Genomic DNA, 14969 nt, shown 5'->3' on the forward strand with positions numbered 1-14969 from the left:
TTACAATTCTAAGGATAATCCTTTACTTAATTATAGTTCTTATTTTCATTCTGTATACTGGCCTAAAACCTGTCGATAGCCTCTTTTATCTTTGATTCTGCGACACATAGTGAAAATCTGATATAGCCCTCCCCATTGCTTCCAAAAATAGTTCCAGGTGCGATGAAAATGTTTTTCTCATGTAATATTCTATCTATAAAATCTTCAGAATTCTGAGATGTGGCTGGTAACTTTGCCCAGACAAACATGCCAACGGCATTAGGGTCGTAGGTGCATTGCAATTTATCTGCCAACTGAAACATCAACTTTCTCCGAGCCTCATATGTTTGATCTAGTTGATCAAACCATTCCTTTCCACTTTTTAATGCCTCAATAGCACCTTTCTGAATACCATAGAACATTCCAGAATCCATATTACTTTTAACTTTTAAAATCGCATTTACATTCTCTTTATTTCCCAAAACCATTCCAACTCTCCAACCTGCCATATTGAAAGTTTTGCTCAGAGAATTGAGTTCTAAAGCTGTATCCTTGGCTCCCTTTACACTTAAAATGCTCAATGGACTCTTACTTAAAACAAAACTGTAAGGATTGTCATTTACCAATAAGATGTTATGCTCTTTCGCAAAGGCAACTAGTTTTTCCAATTGAGAAGAATTTGCCTTAGCCCCCGTAGGCATATGCGGATAACTTACCCACATTAACTTTACACCAGACAAATCTTCCTGCATTAATCTTTCTAAATCTGGGAACCATCCGTTATCAGAAACAAGGTCATATTGCCTTGGAACTGCTCCGACCAATTTTGTGACTGATGTATAGGTAGGGTAACCCGGATTGGGAATTAATACCTCATCACCCTGATTTAAAAAAGCCATACTAATATGCATTATCCCTTCTTTGGAACCCATAAGGGGCAATATTTCATTAGACGGATCTGCATCTACATTAAATTTTTCCTTATAAAACTGCGCTATTGTTTCTCTTAGTTCAGGGAGCCCCTGATAACTCTGGTATTGATGGGCGCCCGTATGTCTTACAGATTCCTGAAAACAAGTAAGGACGGCCTCAGATGGTGGAAGATCAGGACTACCTATACCAATATTTATTATTGGTTTTCCGGCAGCTGCCATTCCTCTGACTTCACGTAATTTTTTTGAGAAATAATACTCCTCTATGGTTTGTAAACGATCAGCGGTTTGTATCATAAACGAGCATTTTTATATTCACCTAAAACCTTGAAATCTTCGGACATGATATCCAATAATGATTTCGCTTTGGCAAAATGATTGTAGCCATCAAAAGTTATATCCACAAAAAATGCATATTTCCATGGTGTTTCAATAATTGGTAACGATTGTATTTTGGTCAAATTCAAATTGCAATCACTCATAACATTTAGAACCGCAGCTAAACTTCCTCGCTTATGATCCGTAAGAAAACGTATGGAGGCTTTGTTGATCTCTTCTTTTGGCATTTCCTTATTCTGCGTCTTTACGATGATAAATCTTGTGGAATTATTCTTTATCGTCTGTATTTCGGGCTCAATAATTTTTAAATCATACAGATCTGCAGCCACTGCCGGAGCAATGGCAGCTATCCCTTTCAATTGGTTTTCTTGAATTCGTTTTGCTGTTTCGGCAGTATCAACATCTTCAACCATTTTTATATGGGGTTGAGACTTTAAATACTCTCTACATTGTAATAGGGCCATTGGATGCGATCGAACTTCCTTAATGTCTGACAATTGCTGCCCATCTAAAGCCATCAGATTGTGATGGATATTCAGGTAATATTCCCCAATAATGTGCAAATTATTATGATATACAAGGGCATAATTAGGTATTATTGATCCTGCAATTGAATTTTCAATAGCCATTACACCCTTATCCGCTTGCTTATTAAGCAATTGGTCTACTAACGTATGAAATGACAAGCATTCCACTAAATCTATATCATCCCCAAAATAATTCAAAGCCACCTGATGGTGATTAGAACCTTTAATTCCCTGTATGGCTATTTTTAAACCCATATAGTTAAGTTTCTTTCAAAAAAAAATCCCGTATTTCACGGGACCTTATCTGATATATTGTTCACAATATTCTAAAACAGTCCCGTACTTCTTTTAAAAAAGAAATAAAAATAGAAACCATTCCAAAAATAATTACGAGTCATTTTTCTATAAATCTTTGGCTAAGGTAAATATTAAATTTAAAAATAGATGTTTATAAATATATTTTTTTGAATATTCACAGTATCTTGGATTTCCTTGCGGATAATTATTTGAATGTAATTTTTTTTTGAGAATTTATCATTACTTTAAGTAAAGGCATGCTCCGCATTCTAGAATTTTTTAATTGATTAATCAAAATTATGTAAACGAAATTCCAGCTTAAACCTGCAATGTTTATTTTTACCAAAAATTTAGCACATGTCTTTAAAGGTCATAAATATCTCCAAGAGTTTTGGTTCACAAAAAGCACTAAATAATGTGTCTTTTGAGATAAAAAAAGGGGAGATTGTAGGATTCTTAGGTCCAAACGGAGCAGGGAAATCTACCATGATGAAGATTCTGACCACTTACAGTAAAGCCGACAAAGGCGAAGCTTTTGTAAATCAATATGACGTTCTCCTGAAGCCGAGAGAGGTACAAAAATGTATAGGTTATTTACCCGAACATAACCCGCTCTATAAGGATATGTATGTAAAGGAATATCTTGCTTTTAATGCCGAGGTTTATAAAATATCCAAAAAAAGAATAAACACAGTAATAGAACAAACCGGTTTGAGCCCGGAAGCCCACAAAAAAATTGGCGCATTATCCAAAGGATATCAACAGCGAGTAGGCCTTGCCTCTGCTCTTCTTCATGATCCGGAAGTACTTATTTTGGATGAACCCACGACAGGCTTAGATCCTAATCAACTTATTGAAATTAGAAAACTTATTAAGCAGATAAGCAAAGAAAAGACCATCCTGCTATCAACTCATATTATGAAGGAAGTAGAAGCTGTTTGTGACAGGGTACTTATTATTAACGAAGGAATTTTAGTGGCAGATAAAAAACTTGCCGATCTAAGGGAGGAGAATGAACAGATAATCGAAGTTGAATTTGATTATCGTGTGGAAGAGGCATTCCTGAAAAGACTACCGTACGTTACCAGCGTGGTTAATACCGGCGGATTTATATACGAAATTACCTTTGACACTTCTAAAGATATGCGGTCGGTAGTTTTTGATTTTGCCCATGACAATAAACTAAAAACGCTACAACTCAGTCGAAAGAATAAAAATCTGGAAGGTTTGTTTACCGAATTAACCGGCAACTGAATCAGTTAGTCATCAAAAATTAACCTCCCTTTATAGAGTTCCTGCACTTCTACAATATCCGGACGATTATAACTCCGAACATCCCCGGTTCCCCGAATTGTGCCTCTTAATGACTCCTGTGGATTAATTAGTATATCATTGCTTCCCCTATGATTAATGGTAACATTTGGAACTAGCAGTGATGTCGCTTCAACTCTGGAATCCCCTGCTGCTATAACCACACTAAAATTTTCAGAACTACCGCGTAATTTAAAATATGCGATACCGTTAACCACCACATTTACTCTCTGTGATGCCAATTCCAGGTTAAACGCACCATCTGTCGTCAGGTTTTCAGGGTCATTAAAGCTCTCAGAAATAAGAGTAATCTGAGGATAAGCCAACACCCCATCACTAACTGTAGAAAAGCCTGTATTACTTCTGATTTCTGTAATATTTGGCGCTGTTACATAAAAAGTAGTAAGGCCGTATGGCCTGAAAAAATTACAATTATTAGTGTCGGTAAGTAAAAGCCTCCCGTCCTTAACTTCAGCATTTACCTGGTTACGCAAAAATTCCCCGGTTTCAACTTCTACTGATATGGTGCTTCCCTCTTTAAGGACCAATTTGGTATTTTCATTAACGGTTATTTTTGTAAAGTTTTCTACCGGAATTGCATCACGTATTATGTCCCCTGCGTTTTGGAAGCAGTCTGGCACACTATCTCCATTGCAACTCATCAAAAAAATTAATCCAATGGCCATCATCACTTTCATATATATACTTTTTAAATACTTCATGCCTTATACAAATTTATTGCCTGTAACTTCTATAAACGTATTCCAAGTCCAAATTCTACCGCTTCGGCTGCAGCACCATGGGATTTTAAAGTAACTGCTCCAAATAATTTTTTTCCAAAATAATATTTTAAACCAATTCTGTTATACACTTTACCTTCAAAATCAAAAGGATAATAAACATAATAACCCAGCTGAGCGATTGCACTTAATTTAGAAATATAGAGTTCATATCCCAGGAACATCCCCACTCGCTTATAATCTGTATCAGGGTCAACATCCAACTCAGGAAAAGCAATGGATTGGTAACGAATCAATTCTTTTAAAAAATTTGAAAAAAACACATCCGCTCCCAGCTGTATTCCACTTTTCCGGGATAAGCGTTTATCCGCATAAGCCGAGAAAATATAAAATGGAAACTGGCCTGAGTTAAGTACATCACTCTCATTGATTCCTGATCTAAAAACCAGATTAGCCATAATGGGTTGTGTGACCTTCGTTTTTTCGAGGTTTTTTATATAAACTATTTCCTCATTTCCATCTAAATCATATATAAGTCCTGCATTAAAAGCAAACGTATTCGTAGAAGTATTAGGCGCTTTTACATTTGCATTGGAATAATGAATAAGAGATATTCCTGCTTTAAAGCCCAATCCTTTAAATATTTGTTCCTTATGATAATTAAGCATTATATATGTAGCACTCATGATATGTGAACCATAAGCATTACCCCTGAAATTTTCATTCTTATCGTATGGATTAGTGTTATAAGCTAAGCCCTGACCAATTCTGAATTGCATGTTTCGCTTAAAGAAATAAAAATTATAATGTGCGTACAAACTATAATTTTTACCTAAGGTTTCATCCCTCATATCCTGATAAATAAAGGAAATTCCGGTATCAGGATAGTTATATTCCTGATGCCATTCCTTAGATCCAAAATTTTTCTTATTAAACCCAAGAATAACTCCTGCAGGATGTGCATTTATTAAATGAGAAATATCCGGGTTGTGCAGGAGGACAGAACCATAAAAGGGATTGACATCTATTGTAAACCTTTTAGGTGTTTCTTCTTTTTGGGAAAAACACCACACACAGGAAAGTAGGCATGCGTAAAAAAATCTGCTGTCCATTGGGTGTAAAAATAGCAAATAAAACGAGTAATTAATTCTGAAGTTAAAGGGTTATCTTTAGGGAATTGAAGAAAGGCGCCTATTACAAATATTAATATCTATTCTTGCGTTATCTCGGTACAGTTACGTTGCTTTTAAAGTAAACTATATTGAGTCAATATTCAATTAAAACACTGCTTGGGCAATGGCTTTAATATTATCCGACTTACCCATGGAATAATAATGTAACACCGGAACTCCTGCCGCTTTTAATTCTTTAGATTGCTCAATTGCCCATTCAATCCCAATTTGTCTTACTTCCTTATTATTCTTACAAGTTTCTACTGCATCAATCAAATCCTGTGGGAGATCAATTCTAAATACCTGAGGTAACAATTGCAAATGCCTTTTGACTGCAATAGGCTTTATTCCGGGAATTATCGGTACGGTAATACCGATATCTCTAGCGGCTTTGACAAAATCAAAAAACTTTTTATTATCAAAAAACATTTGAGTTACGACGTAATGGGCTCCAAGTTCCACTTTTTTCTTTAGCCATTTTAAATCTGTTAGTAAAGAAGGAGCTTCCATGTGTTTTTCGGGATAACCGGCTATACCAATACAAAAATCTGCACAATAATCGGTTTCCACAACCTCATGTAAATACTGTCCACAGTTTAGGTTATGTATTTGTTCTACGAGTTCTGATGCATATACGTGCCCCCCCTTTGAAGGTTCAAAATACTTTTCTTCTTTCATCGCATCTCCCCTAAGAGCCATGATGTTATCTATCCCCAAATAGTGACAGTCTACCAATAAATATTCCGTTTCTTCTTTTGTAAATCCACCACAGAGTACATGTGGAATGGTATCTACATCATATTTGTGCTTTATTGAAGCACAAATCCCCACTGTACCCGGCCTCATCCGCGTAAGTTTTTTATCTAAAAGGCCATTTTTATCTATATAAATATACTCTTCCCTGGAAGTAGTTACATCTATAAAGGGTGGGTTGAAGTCCATTAAAGGATCTATATTATCGTATAGCTCCTGTATGTTTCTACCCTTAACCGGAGGAATAATTTCAAAAGAGAATAGCGTATTACCCTTAGCTCTTTCTATATGTTCGGTAACTTTCATTTATGCTTACAACTTTTCAATATTTTAATTCAATTATTTTTGAATATATATTTTGTAATTCCGGAAACCTGTTGATTTAGCTTACATCCAACAGGATATTTCACTTATTCATCTGCTATATTTGGTGCAAGCCATTTCCTGGCTTTATCCAACTTAATTTCTTTCCTCCCTGCATAATCTACAAGCTGGTCTTCTGTTATCTTACCCAATCCAAAATATCGAGCATCCTGGTGTGCAAAATAATATCCACTTACACTGGCCGCAGGGAACATCGCCAGGTTATCTGTCAATATAACTCCAATCTCCTTATCCACATCCAGTATTTCCCAGATGGTCAATTTTTCGGTATGATCGGGACAGGCCGGGTAGCCGGGTGCCGGCCTTATTCCCTTGTACTCCTCTTTTATTAAATTTTCATTGGAGAGTTGTTCTTTGGCTGAATATCCCCAATATTTTGTTCTTACTTCTTTATGTAAATACTCAGCAAAGGCCTCGGCCAGTCTGTCGGCCAATGCTTTGATCATAATAGCATTGTAATCATCAAGATTTTTCTCATATTCTTCAGCAAGTTCCTTGGTGCCAAAACCAGCTGAAACGCAAAAACAGCCCATATAATCCTGTAATCCTGATTCCTTGGGCGCAATGAAATCTGCCAGGGCTATATTCGGGATACCTTGTCTTTTTTTGGATTGCTGGCGCAGAGTCCTAAAAACAAAAAGCCTGTTTTCCTCTTTTTTGCCAGCAGTTTGGGTATTTAAAGGATGAGCAATTACTTCAATATCATCATCATTAATGGTATTAGCGCAAAAAAGTCCGAAAACCGCTTTTGCGGTCAATAATTTTTCCTCGAAGATCTTTTTCAGCATTGACCGGGCATCTTCATATAATTCAGTAGCCTGGTCACCTACAATTTTATCGCTTAATATTGCGGGGTATTTTCCATGCAAGTCCCAAGTTCGGAAAAATGGGGTCCAATCTATAAATTCTTCTAAAAGTTGAAGGTCTATATCCTTAATTACCTCTATCCCTAAATTATTGGGTTTTATAATATCAGAGGAATCCCAGTCTATATGAAACTTATTCCTTCTTGCTTCTTCCAGACTTAGGTATTCCTTTTGTTTCCCGCGACTTAGAAATTTCTCCCTAAAGGAAGAATAGTCAGTTTTAACCAATGCCTTATACTCATCTGCAGAATCTTTTTGTAAGAGGTTGCCAAGCACTGTTACGGCCCTAGAGGCATCATTTACGTGAACTACAGAGGCACTGTAATGTGGGTCAATCTTTACTGCAGTATGTGCCTTACTGGTTGTTGCCCCACCTATTAATAAGGGTATGTTAAACTCCTGGCGTTCCATTTCGCGAGCCAGATGAACCATTTCATCCAGAGAAGGGGTAATAAGGCCACTTAACCCTATTACATCTACCTGTTCTTCTTTAGCTTTTTGAATTATTTTTTCAGGTGGAACCATTACGCCCAAATCAATAATTTCATAATTATTACAAGCCAGTACCACACTTACAATATTCTTACCTATATCATGTACATCACCCTTAACCGTAGCCATTAAGATTTTACCTGCAGACTGTGATACATTGTCTTTATCCTCTTCAATATAAGGCAATAAATAGGCAACTGCTTTTTTCATTACCCTTGCAGACTTAACTACCTGTGGCAGGAACATTTTTCCACTTCCAAAGAGATCCCCAACCACATTCATCCCTTTCATTAAATGACCTTCAATTACCTCAATAGGTTTAGCGACGGCCAATCTTGCCTCTTCTATATCTGCTACAATATATTGGTCTATTCCTTTGACCAAAGCCCGGGTAATTCTTTCCTGAAGCGGATCTTTTCGCCATGAATCATCCGCTTTGCTATCTTTTGCTTTACCAACCACAGTTTCTGCAAAATCGAGCAGGCGTTCCGTGGCGTCATCCCTTCTGTTTAAAATGACATCTTCTACTCTATCCAGTAAATCTTTTGGAATATCGTCATAGACTTCAAGTATGGCAGGGTTAACAATTCCCATATTCATACCGGCCTGAATAGCATGGTACAAGAAAACCGAATGCATAGCCTCACGAACTGGTGTATTGCCTCTAAATGAGAAAGAGACATTACTAACCCCACCGCTAACATTGCAATATGGGAGGTTTTCCCGAACCCAGGCAGTAGCTTCAATAAAATCTACAGAATTCTGTTTGTGCTCCTCCATTCCGGTTGCAACAGGAAAAATATTAAGATCAAAAATGATATCTTCCGGTGGGAAATTTACCCTATTTACCAATATATCATATGATCGTTTGGCTATTTCAATCCGTCTCTCAAAATTATCCGCCTGCCCTTTTTCGTCAAACGCCATGATAATTACTGCGGCCCCATAAAGACGTATTAATTTTGCCTGACGTATAAATTCTTCTTCTCCTTCCTTTAAACTAATAGAGTTGACAATACATTTTCCCTGAACAAGTTGTAAACCGGCCTCAATAATCTCCCATTTGGAGCTATCTATCATTATAGGAACACGCGCAATATCTGGCTCGGCCATTACCAAATTCAAAAATTTGACCATGGCCTGTTTTCCATCTATCAGGCCATCGTCCATATTTATATCAATAATCTGGGCTCCACCTTCCACCTGGTGTCTGGCTATGTCCAGGGCTTCCTCATATTTTTCTTCTTTAATTAATCGTAGAAACCTTCTTGAACCGGCAACATTTGTTCTTTCCCCTATATTTATAAAATTGCTTTCCGAAGTAATAACCAGTGGTTCCAGACCGGCTAACTTAAGAAATCTTGGTTTTGAACTGGAACCGATCCCGGCCTCCAGTTCATTGTCTAAATTCAATTTTATGTCAGTTGTCTTACTCATTTTTTAAAATTGAACGCCTTCTGTATCAGAAAAAATAAATTTTCTGGGTTTATAATCCTTAGCCAATTCAGCAATTGCTGTAATATGTGCGGGGGTAGATCCACAGCATCCTCCAATTATATTCACCAGGCCTTTATCAAGGTATTCCTTGATTTCTTCAGCCATCTGATCAGGCGTTTGATCATAAGTTCCAAAAGCATTAGGTAAACCTGCGTTAGGATGTGCTGAAATAGCAGCTTCTGTGCGAAACGCAATAGCGTCTAAATGGGGTACTAATTGCTTTGCTCCCAGAGCGCAATTAAATCCAACAGACAATAAGGGGATATGATCTATAGATATTAAAAATGCTTCTGCGGTCTGCCCGGATAAAGTTCGCCCCGAGGCATCTGTAATTGTGCCGCTAACCATGACCGGCGTTTGAATATTACGTGCCTGTTTTACCTCTTCAATGGCAAAAAGTGCGGCTTTTGCATTAAGTGTATCAAAAATTGTTTCTACCATCAGGATATCTACTCCTCCATCAAGCAGGGCCTCTACCTGCTCTTTGTATGCTAATCGCAATGTCTCAAATGAAACTGCCCTAAAACCAGGATCATTTACATCAGGAGACATACTTGCTGTTTTATTGGTTGGACCCATACTTCCAGCTACAAACCTCGGTTTATCTGGCTCCTTTTTGGAAAAGGCTACGGCGACCTCCTTGGCTATTTTGGCGGACTCATAATTAAGTTCATAAACCAAATCTTCCATATGATAATCAGCCATGGCAATAGAAGTGCCAGAGAATGTATTAGTTTCTACAATATCTGCACCTGCTTCAAAATATTTTCTATGAACTTCGGCGATAGCTTCTGGCTGGGTTAGCGTCAATAGGTCGTTATTGCCCTGCAGAGGAAAAGGCCAGTCTTTAAAACGGTCTCCCCTAAAGTCTTCCTCTGTAAATTTATACCGCTGAAGCATGGTACCCATGGCACCATCAAGTATCAAAATCCGTTCCTTTAGTATATCCTGTATCTTCATCATATGTATCCCTTTTTTAGGAATTGCATCGCTTCAATTAGCATGTTTCCCACTCCTAACCATTAACATTTAGAAAAGGTATAATCAACATCTACATCATAAATATGATTATCGGACCATTCTATTAAAATTATCAAGAAAAAAGTAAAGACATATAGCCTTTACTTTGTGTTATCTAGCCTTAGTTTCCGTAAACAAGGAACATAGTGGTAGAATGTAGCACCTTCTTTATAGTTAAAGGGTTGCTAAGGTTTCAACGGGTCTAGTCCCTCCACCTTTCTTGATAACAATGTCAATGTTGTAATGAACTGGTACAAAGAAACGCCACGTGTCATTTAAAAACAAGGAAAATGTACTTTTTTTCGCTTGAATTCATATTTATCCATAAGTCTATTTAGATCTTTCTTTTTCTTTTTCAAGGAATAAATATGGTCATTACTGAACTTCACCATCAGACTACTATTAAATACTTATTTGTTACTATTTGCTGTACATCAGCACCTCTTATTAGGCCTGACAAAGACTGCCCGCAAATCAAAATGGAAACAGAGTTATTCTTCAATATTTGAAACCAAAGTCTCTGTTACTTCATTCATTTTATTAACCTTCTGTTCAAAATTTCCTTTAATTGTTTTTCGATATATATTTAGATTCTGAACCATCCTGCTAATATCTTCCGGTATAACCTCTTCAAAAAATTGTCTCAACCTCTTTGCGGTTGTGGGAGATTTACCGTTAGTAGATATAGCTATCTTAACATTCCCCTTGGTAACAATCCCACCCATATAAAAATCACAGTAAGGAGGATTGTCCGCAACGTTTACCAGTTTATCCATACTTCTGCAATCATTATAAACCTGTATGTTAATATCAGGTTTATCTGTGGTAGCAATAACCAAATGCTTCCCATTAAGAAATTCAGTATTGTAAGTGGTTCTGATAAGTTCCACATTATAATTTGCAGCTAACTTTAAAGTGTTTTCTCGAAACATAGGGGATACCATAGTGATTTTAGCATCCGGACTGGACTTAGTTAAAAAGGACAGTTTTTCTTCCGCCACATTACCTCCTCCTACTATCAAAATATGGAGAGATCCTGTCTTCAAAAAAATGGGATATAAATTATTCCTTTCCATTATTTTGTGATTTGAAGTTGATGTTGGCGGCTTATCTGAATTATTTGGGTTCTTTGTTTTACTACTTCGCCTATGACTATAATCGCCGGGTTGGTTAATTTCTGTTTTTGGACTATGCTTACTATAGTGCTAATTGTTCCAATGCCAATCTGCTCTTCTTCTTTTGTTCCATTTTGAATAATTGCCACGGGAGTATCTGATTTGTTCTCTTTAATAAATAATTCTACAATAGCTGAGAGTTTTGCCATGCCCATTAATATGACCACTGTTGCATTTGATTTAGCAGCGAGGTAAATATCTGCCGAGAGTTTATGCTCTTTGGTAGTTCCTGTAATCACCCAGAAACTCTCTGCAGAGCCACGCTTTGTAACAGGGATATTCTGAATTGCGGGAACTGCAATGCACGAAGATATCCCGGGTACTATAGCTACTTCCAGACCATATTTAGCTGCATAAGTTATTTCCTCTGCCCCACGTCCAAAAACAAAAGGATCACCGCCTTTTAACCGGACAACATGTCCCCGGCTTTGTGCTCTTTGCACTATTAATTCATTAATCTGATCTTGCTGAAAGGCATAACAACCTTTTCGCTTACCTACAAAAATGCGCTCTGCTTTGAAGGCATATTCTAATAAGGAGCTATCTACAAGTGCATCATATAGAACCACGTCAGCGTCCTGCAATGCTTTAATTGCCTTTAAAGTTATGAGTTCCAAATCTCCCGGACCTGCACCTACGACTGTTAACCTGGCTCTTTTATACATGTGTCAGTTCAAGTTTTCTGTAGGATTCTACTTTATTCAAAAAATCCTTAGCATCGGTCAGATAACTTTTAGCGAAGGCCTCACTTGGTTCATTTTTATTTAGTTGCAATACCAAATCTTCGAATGAGGAATTCAGTGCTATTCTATCATTTTCGATAAAATGTATGTTAAAATCCTTTATTATACTGTTATGGGTATTTGTCTTGGTTTTTTCAGCGGTTAAAAGTGCTTTGGCCGTATTTACCATAGAAGAATAAGAATAATAAATACTTGCGGCCCATTTCTGTTCGCTAATTGCTTCTTTCGAATTTTTTATCTTTTCATCGCTTTCGAACAATAATGTGGCGATCAAATCTATAACCACTCCTGCACACTCTCCAATTCCTATTGCTTTTTGATACCGTTTATTGCTTCCCCAGTCCAGATAGTCCTCTGGAGATAAATTCTCTATATCTGCAAGTGGCTTAAGAAGTTCATAAAAATAATATTCCCCTTTTTCCGCATAATAAGATTCATAGGAGGCTCCTTTGCCATTGACCTCAAAATCATTGAGTATTTGCCTGAGTGCTTCGGGCCCTCGTTTACTGGGAATCTTAATAACCTTGTCCGCAAATAAACCCCGGCCATTTCCTAAATTACCTCCCCCAAGTAACACCTGCAAAGCCGGTGCCACCAGCTTCTCCTTAGTGCGTATAGACATCCCCTGAAAACCGATATTGGCCATTGAATGCTGACCACATGCATTCATACAGCCACTAATTTTTATCACAACATCTGCATTATTTACATATTGGGGGTATTCTTCCTTGATAACGCGTTCTAATTCCGAAGCTATTCCCGTACTGCTTGCAATACCAAGGTTACAGGTATCGGTACCCGGACAAGCTGTAATGTCTAATGCCTTATTATAGCCGGCATCTGCAAATCCCATTTTCTTAAGCTGGGTATAGAAAAATGGAATCAGGGATTCCCTTACATGAGGGATTAATATATTCTGTCTTAATGTTAAGCGAATTTCTCCTGCCGCATACTTCTCAACCAAATCGGCCAGCAATCTGGCTTTTTCTGTATAAAAATCTCCTAACATTACCTTTATCCCAACAGCTACATATCCGGATTGTTTTTGTAAAACCAGATTGGTTGTTTTCCATTGTTCAAAAGCTTCAATATCTTCAATAATTACATCCTGAGCCCGCTCATTTGAAATAACCACTTTGGGATAAGTACTGCTATTAATAGGGTACTTTTTAAAAGGGACTGCCTTCTTTTCTGCAATTAATAATTCTTTAAAGGCTTCAAGGCCCAAATCTTTTAAAAGAAACTTTAATCTTGCTTTAGCTCTGCTCTTTCTTTCACCATATCTGTCAAAAACTCGAACTACAGTTTCCATTATGGGAATTATTTCATTGGCAGGAAGAAAGCTAAACAACTCATCAGCATGACGAGGTTGCGAACCCAGGCCACCTCCTATCATTACTTTAAAACCCTTAACACCATCACGTATTTTAGCAATAAAACCAAGGTCGTGCATGTACGAAAGTCCCGTATCTGCATCACTGGAAGAAAAGGAAACTTTAAATTTACGGCCCATTTCCTGACCTATTGGATTTCTTAAAAAATATTCGAAAACGGCCTGAGCATAGGGTGAAACGTCAAATGGTTCATCCCTGTCAATTCCGGCTGTTTCACTAGCCGTAACATTCCGGACAGTATTACCACATGCTTCTCTAAGTGTTACGGAATCCTTCTCCAGTTGTGCCCAAAGTTCCGGGGTGCGATCCAGGTCTACATAATGAATTTGAATGTCCTGCCGGGTTGTAATGTGCAGTCTTCCCGTAGAATACTCATCTGCAACATCTGAAATCCTGCGTAATTGCCTGGAGCTTACCTTGCCATAAGGTAATTTGATACGTATCATCTGAACTCCCGCTTGTCTTTGTCCATATACACCACGGGCCAGGCGCAAACTTCGGAATTTTTCCTCATCAATAGAACCTCCTTTGAACTCCCTTATTTTTTTCTCGAGTTCAATGATGTCCTTCTCTACAATGGGATTTTCTATTTCGGTTCTAAAACTTTGCATAATATTATTACCAATTAATCCTATATATTATATAGGTTATATTAAAACAAATGGTCTTAATAATATGTTCCAATTACTCTGTAGACCGGTAGTAAGCTTTTTTTTAGTATCCTAGGTGTGTAAACCGCACTCCCTGTTTTCTAAAACTTTTGTCGGATCAAAGTAGTTGTGTTCGTTTGGCAGCCCTCGTTCATTTAAATAGGCGTCCAGGCGTGTGTCATTCCAATGGTAAAACGGACTTACCTTAAGGACTCCTCCCTTACTTAAGCTTAAAATATTTAATGTATCTCTTAAAGCTGTCTGGCCTTTTCTAAGGTTCGTAAACCACACATCTGGTTTGTGTTCAGCCATTGCTCTTCGGAAAGGCTCCAGTTTTACCTGTTCTGTAAATTCTTTATGCCTCGGGTCATCAATATCCGGTATCCCCATTACCGCATCTCTATGGGCAGTGGTCTGCCTGGGAACAAACAATTTAATATTTAAATTCAAACCAGAGATCAATTCTTCTGCATGTTTATATGTGTTGGGTGTATTATAGCCAGTATCGCACCATATAACAGGAATATCCGACTTAACCTCAGTAACCGCATTTAATATGGCTACTTCATATGGTCTGAAGTTGGTAGTAACCACAGATTTGGAACCATAAAGAATCGCCCAAGAAATTATCTCTTCAGGAGGTATTCCTCTAAAGTGATTATTTAAATGCTCTATATCCTGCGTAGACAAACTCATAT

The 14969-nt window shown here is 37.5% G+C and carries 12 protein-coding genes and 1 riboswitch; of the genes, 1 reads left to right on the forward strand and 11 read right to left on the reverse strand.

Going from position 1 to position 14969, the window contains the following annotated elements:
- Nucleotides 1-62: 62 nt before the first annotated feature.
- Complete coding sequence (locus tag WBM60_RS05930; RefSeq protein WP_424282855.1) at nt 63-1208, reverse strand: pyridoxal phosphate-dependent aminotransferase; 1146 nt, start codon at nt 1206-1208, stop codon at nt 63-65.
- The gene (locus WBM60_RS05935) at nt 1205-2032 is read right to left on the reverse strand and encodes a prephenate dehydratase (protein WP_424276355.1); all 828 of its coding nucleotides are present in this window, start codon (nt 2030-2032) and stop codon (nt 1205-1207) included. The genes WBM60_RS05930 and WBM60_RS05935 overlap by 4 nt, the downstream gene beginning before the upstream one ends.
- A 399-nt stretch (nt 2033-2431) precedes the next feature.
- On the opposite strand from WBM60_RS05935, the gene gldA reads away from it, so the two are divergent.
- The gene (gene gldA / locus WBM60_RS05940) at nt 2432-3328 is read left to right on the forward strand and encodes a gliding motility-associated ABC transporter ATP-binding subunit GldA (protein ID WP_424263856.1); all 897 of its coding nucleotides are present in this window, start codon (nt 2432-2434) and stop codon (nt 3326-3328) included.
- 5 nt (nt 3329-3333) lie between these two features.
- On the opposite strand, the gene WBM60_RS05945 is transcribed toward gldA, so the two are convergent.
- From WBM60_RS05945 to WBM60_RS05985, 9 genes are all read right to left on the reverse strand, one after another.
- Nucleotides 3334-4107: a head GIN domain-containing protein gene (locus WBM60_RS05945; protein ID WP_424263854.1), complete on the reverse strand. Its 774-nt coding sequence runs from the start codon at nt 4105-4107 to the stop codon at nt 3334-3336.
- Between the two features lie 29 nt (nt 4108-4136).
- Nucleotides 4137-5237, reverse strand: coding sequence for an acyloxyacyl hydrolase (locus WBM60_RS05950; RefSeq protein WP_424276177.1), 1101 nt, complete (start codon nt 5235-5237; stop codon nt 4137-4139).
- Nucleotides 5238-5402: 165 nt separating this feature from the next.
- Nucleotides 5403-6356 carry a methylenetetrahydrofolate reductase [NAD(P)H] gene (gene metF, locus WBM60_RS05955; RefSeq protein WP_424263850.1) on the reverse strand — a complete coding sequence of 318 codons (954 nt, stop codon included), beginning with the start codon at nt 6354-6356 and terminating at the stop codon, nt 5403-5405.
- 104 nt (nt 6357-6460) lie between these two features.
- The gene (metH, locus tag WBM60_RS05960; RefSeq protein ID WP_424276178.1) at nt 6461-9229 is read right to left on the reverse strand and encodes a methionine synthase; all 2769 of its coding nucleotides are present in this window, start codon (nt 9227-9229) and stop codon (nt 6461-6463) included.
- A 3-nt stretch (nt 9230-9232) separates the two neighbouring features.
- Nucleotides 9233-10252, reverse strand: coding sequence for a homocysteine S-methyltransferase family protein (locus tag WBM60_RS05965; RefSeq protein ID WP_424259068.1), 1020 nt, complete (start codon nt 10250-10252; stop codon nt 9233-9235).
- 165 nt (nt 10253-10417) lie between these two features.
- Nucleotides 10418-10539: riboswitch (SAM riboswitch) on the reverse strand.
- Between the two features lie 261 nt (nt 10540-10800).
- The gene (locus WBM60_RS05970) at nt 10801-11385 is read right to left on the reverse strand and encodes a precorrin-2 dehydrogenase/sirohydrochlorin ferrochelatase family protein (protein WP_424259067.1); all 585 of its coding nucleotides are present in this window, start codon (nt 11383-11385) and stop codon (nt 10801-10803) included.
- A complete protein-coding gene (gene cobA, locus WBM60_RS05975) occupies nt 11385-12149 on the reverse strand; it encodes a uroporphyrinogen-III C-methyltransferase (protein ID WP_424259066.1) in 765 nt (254 codons plus the stop codon). Before cobA ends, WBM60_RS05970 begins: the two co-directional genes overlap by 1 nt.
- Nucleotides 12142-14232, reverse strand: coding sequence for a nitrite reductase (locus WBM60_RS05980; RefSeq protein ID WP_424279638.1), 2091 nt, complete (start codon nt 14230-14232; stop codon nt 12142-12144). Before WBM60_RS05980 ends, cobA begins: the two co-directional genes overlap by 8 nt.
- A gap of 111 nt (nt 14233-14343) precedes the next feature.
- Nucleotides 14344-14967, reverse strand: a complete 624-nt coding sequence (locus WBM60_RS05985) for a phosphoadenosine phosphosulfate reductase family protein (RefSeq protein WP_424276180.1) — start codon at nt 14965-14967, stop codon at nt 14344-14346.
- Nucleotides 14968-14969 lie beyond the last annotated feature (2 nt).

It is taken from the genome of Eudoraea sp., from assembly GCF_049669105.1.
GTDB lineage: Bacteria > Bacteroidota > Bacteroidia > Flavobacteriales > Flavobacteriaceae > Eudoraea.

What these genes read in the sequence shown, in the direction of transcription:
- WBM60_RS05930 (WP_424282855.1), bottom strand. Translation starts at nt 1,208, where the DNA reads ATGATACAAACCGCTGATCGTTTACAAACCATAGAGGAGTATTATTTC.
- WBM60_RS05935 (WP_424276355.1), bottom strand. Translation starts at nt 2,032, where the DNA reads ATGGGTTTAAAAATAGCCATACAGGGAATTAAAGGTTCTAATCACCAT.
- gldA (WP_424263856.1), top strand. Translation starts at nt 2,432, where the DNA reads ATGTCTTTAAAGGTCATAAATATCTCCAAGAGTTTTGGTTCACAAAAA.
- WBM60_RS05945 (WP_424263854.1), bottom strand. Translation starts at nt 4,107, where the DNA reads ATGAAGTATTTAAAAAGTATATATATGAAAGTGATGATGGCCATTGGA.
- WBM60_RS05950 (WP_424276177.1), bottom strand. Translation starts at nt 5,237, where the DNA reads ATGGACAGCAGATTTTTTTACGCATGCCTACTTTCCTGTGTGTGGTGT.
- metF (WP_424263850.1), bottom strand. Translation starts at nt 6,356, where the DNA reads ATGAAAGTTACCGAACATATAGAAAGAGCTAAGGGTAATACGCTATTC.
- metH (WP_424276178.1), bottom strand. Translation starts at nt 9,229, where the DNA reads ATGAGTAAGACAACTGACATAAAATTGAATTTAGACAATGAACTGGAG.
- WBM60_RS05965 (WP_424259068.1), bottom strand. Translation starts at nt 10,252, where the DNA reads ATGATGAAGATACAGGATATACTAAAGGAACGGATTTTGATACTTGAT.
- WBM60_RS05970 (WP_424259067.1), bottom strand. Translation starts at nt 11,385, where the DNA reads ATGGAAAGGAATAATTTATATCCCATTTTTTTGAAGACAGGATCTCTC.
- cobA (WP_424259066.1), bottom strand. Translation starts at nt 12,149, where the DNA reads ATGTATAAAAGAGCCAGGTTAACAGTCGTAGGTGCAGGTCCGGGAGAT.
- WBM60_RS05980 (WP_424279638.1), bottom strand. Translation starts at nt 14,232, where the DNA reads ATGCAAAGTTTTAGAACCGAAATAGAAAATCCCATTGTAGAGAAGGAC.
- WBM60_RS05985 (WP_424276180.1), bottom strand. Translation starts at nt 14,967, where the DNA reads ATGAGTTTGTCTACGCAGGATATAGAGCATTTAAATAATCACTTTAGA.